Origin of the sequence: uncultured Desulfovibrio sp. (assembly GCF_949282365.1) — a bacterium.
Classification (GTDB): domain Bacteria; phylum Desulfobacterota; class Desulfovibrionia; order Desulfovibrionales; family Desulfovibrionaceae; genus Desulfovibrio.
Genome location: NZ_CASDOY010000090.1, coordinates 1 through 2,475, shown reverse-complemented (window position 1 = coordinate 2,475; position 2,475 = coordinate 1). Strand labels below are relative to the sequence as shown.

2 protein-coding genes are annotated in these 2,475 nt (G+C 64.6%); both read right to left on the bottom strand.

What is annotated here, in order from left to right:
* Window positions 1–286: 286 nt before the first annotated feature.
* Window positions 287–1,741 carry a DUF3868 domain-containing protein gene (locus tag Q1X76_RS10055; protein ID WP_300719762.1) on the bottom strand — a complete coding sequence of 485 codons (1,455 nt, stop codon included), beginning with the start codon at window positions 1,739–1,741 and terminating at the stop codon, window positions 287–289.
* Window positions 1,742–1,754: 13 nt separating this feature from the next.
* On the bottom strand, window positions 1,755–2,321 hold the full coding sequence (locus Q1X76_RS10050; protein WP_300719760.1) for a DUF3575 domain-containing protein: 567 nt from the start codon (window positions 2,319–2,321) through the stop codon (window positions 1,755–1,757).
* Window positions 2,322–2,475 lie beyond the last annotated feature (154 nt).

Here is a 2,475-nt window from a genome sequence, read left to right as displayed (position 1 = left end):
CAATAGCGTCCTCTTCATTACTACATGCCGCGAATGCCAAACCGGCCAGACCCAGCATAAAATACTTGTTCATTTTCATACGTCTAACAATTTAGTAATAAAACATAGTTATTTAGTTAATCTCATGGTCTTGTCCCATCCGGCGCGTTTGCCACGCCCGGGCAAGCGCGGGGAACGATGGAGGAAGAATGAAGGGCCGGCCGTGTACACTAAAACCTAACCGAGATTGAATGGCGCCGGGGCCTCCCGCCCGCGCGGGGGTTCTTCATCCTCCTTCCTTCGCCCGTCACTCGCCCAGCAGCTGCCGCGCCTCCTCCAGCTTGCGCACGTTCTCCGCGGCGCCGGGATAGCCCAGCCTGGCGGCCTCGCGGAAGGCTTCCTCCGCCTTGTCCATGCGCCCGGCCTTGAACTGCGCCACGCCCATGAGGTTCTGCAGCGAGCCATTTTCTGCGGCCTTCGGCGCCAGCAGGGCGATGGCGGCGTCATGCTCGCCGGCGTCCATCAGCGCCAGGGCGTAGTTGGTCAGGGCCGTCTCGTTGTCCGGCCAGGTCTCCGCGGCCACCTTCAGCACGGCGCGGTACTCCGCCGTGCCGCGGCCGTAGCTGTCCGCCACCTTCTGCATCTCCGCCACGCTCAGCAGGTCGGGGCGGGTCTCCAGCAGCCGCTTCGCCTCGGCCAGGTCGAAGTGGCGCACGTTGTACTCTATGCGGTATTCGTTGCGGCGCAGGGGGCCGTACATCTCGTTCAGCACGCGCTGGTAGATTTCAGGCGGCACCAGGGCCTTGATCTTTTCCTCGCACTGGTCCAGGTCGCCCTCGCACTGGTCGATGATCCTGAGCACCTCGTCCTGCTTCAGCAGGTTGGTGTAGCGTTCCACCACCTTGCGCAGGCCGTCCCAGTCCTCGCCCTTGCCCTCCACGTGCCACAGGCTCTTGTCCAACTCGGGGTTGCGCTGCTGCACATACTCGGCGAAGGTGCGGGCGCGGCGTTCGGACAGGGCCTGGTTGTAGGCCACGGTGGCCTCGGGCGAGGCGTAGCCCGTCACGTAGATGCCGGTGATGGTCAGGTCCGTGTTGCCCTTCACCGCGTCGATGGAGGCCTGCACCTTGTCCAGCTCGGCCTGGTTGTCCTTGTACCTGGGCAGGACGTTGTGGCTGTCCTGGCGGTATTGCAACCTTGCGGTGCGCACCTCGGAGCGCCGCTTCACGGCCTCCTCCTTGGGCTGCTGCACCACGGCCATCTCGTACACGGGCTCCTCGTAGGGCAGGATGCCGCCCGTGGCCATGGTCTCGCGGCCCTCGCCGCACTCGGCGCAGCCGGTCACGTCGGCCCGCAGCTCCAGCCGCCCGTTCAGCATCCAGGGCTCGTAGGGGGCGGTGGCCTCGTAGTGCAGGGTCTGGGGCTCGCCGTTCTTGCGCCGCAGGCGTTCCCCGCCCGCGGGGTAATCCTTGTCCAGCGCGGCGCGGCGGCTCACCACCTTGCCGCGGATGCGCCCGTCCACGTGGACGGGTTGCAGGGCCTGTTCCTGCGTGCCGTCACCGGAGACGATGACGGGCGTCAGCTGCAGGGTGTGCTGCAGCTTCATGTCCAGGTTGTCCAGCCCGAGGTCCATGCGGACGCGCACGTCCGCGCCGTCCTTCTCCACCCGGCGGTTCTCCACCGTCACGGATTCCAGGTAGGCCGTCTGCGCGAAGGCAGAGAAGGGCAACAACAATGCTATCGATACAAATATCTTCTTCATAACCGGTTCCTCCTTATTTAATGACATAGATGAGGGAGATGGCGGCTTTCGTCACCCCGAAGTAGTTCTTCTCGCCGCTGCCCTTCCACTCGCCGCAGTGGGGGCACTCGTAGCGGTCGTACCAGGCGCGCACGTAGCCCAGGCCGACGGCGGCCTCCAGGCTCCACCGCCTGCCCAGCAGCCACTGGTAGCCGTACACCAGGCCACCGCCCACGTACCAGCCCTCGTAGCGGTGGTCTTCCAGCCCCTCGTAGATGCCGAAGGGGAGGTCCAGGCCGCCCACGTTGTACTGGCCGCCCAGCAGGTGAGCCCCCAGGAAGTGGCCGTTGAACGCCTCGCAGAACCAGTAGCGGGCCTCGGGCTGGGCCATCCAGTGTTTCCACTTCTTGTTGTCGCTCCAGTCCCACCCGTTGTAGTTGCCGGACAGGTCGAGCGTCCACTTCGGCGACAGGCCGACTTCGGCCCCCAGGTTGATGGTGGCCGTGGCGTCATACAACAGGTTGCTCTTCACAGACACCTTCTGCGCCTGAAGAGATGTCGTGCCGACGAACAGCATGAGAAAGAAAAGGATTCGCTTCATGTCTTTCATTCTTTTTCAGTATTAATTAAGCCTTCCGGCGTTTTTCCTGCATCGGGCCGTTACTTGGCAGGTAACGGCGCGGGGCGCCCCGGGTGCCCCAGGGAGGGGTTTGCCGGGGCATGGGGAGGGGTGCGCGGGGCGGGCGGCGGCCCGC

Bases quoted from the DNA above. Each gene is read 5' to 3' on its own strand.
- Q1X76_RS10055 (WP_300719762.1), bottom strand. From the start codon at position 1,741: ATGAAGAAGATATTTGTATCGATAGCATTGTTGTTGCCCTTCTCTGCC.
- Q1X76_RS10050 (WP_300719760.1), bottom strand. From the start codon at position 2,321: ATGAAGCGAATCCTTTTCTTTCTCATGCTGTTCGTCGGCACGACATCT.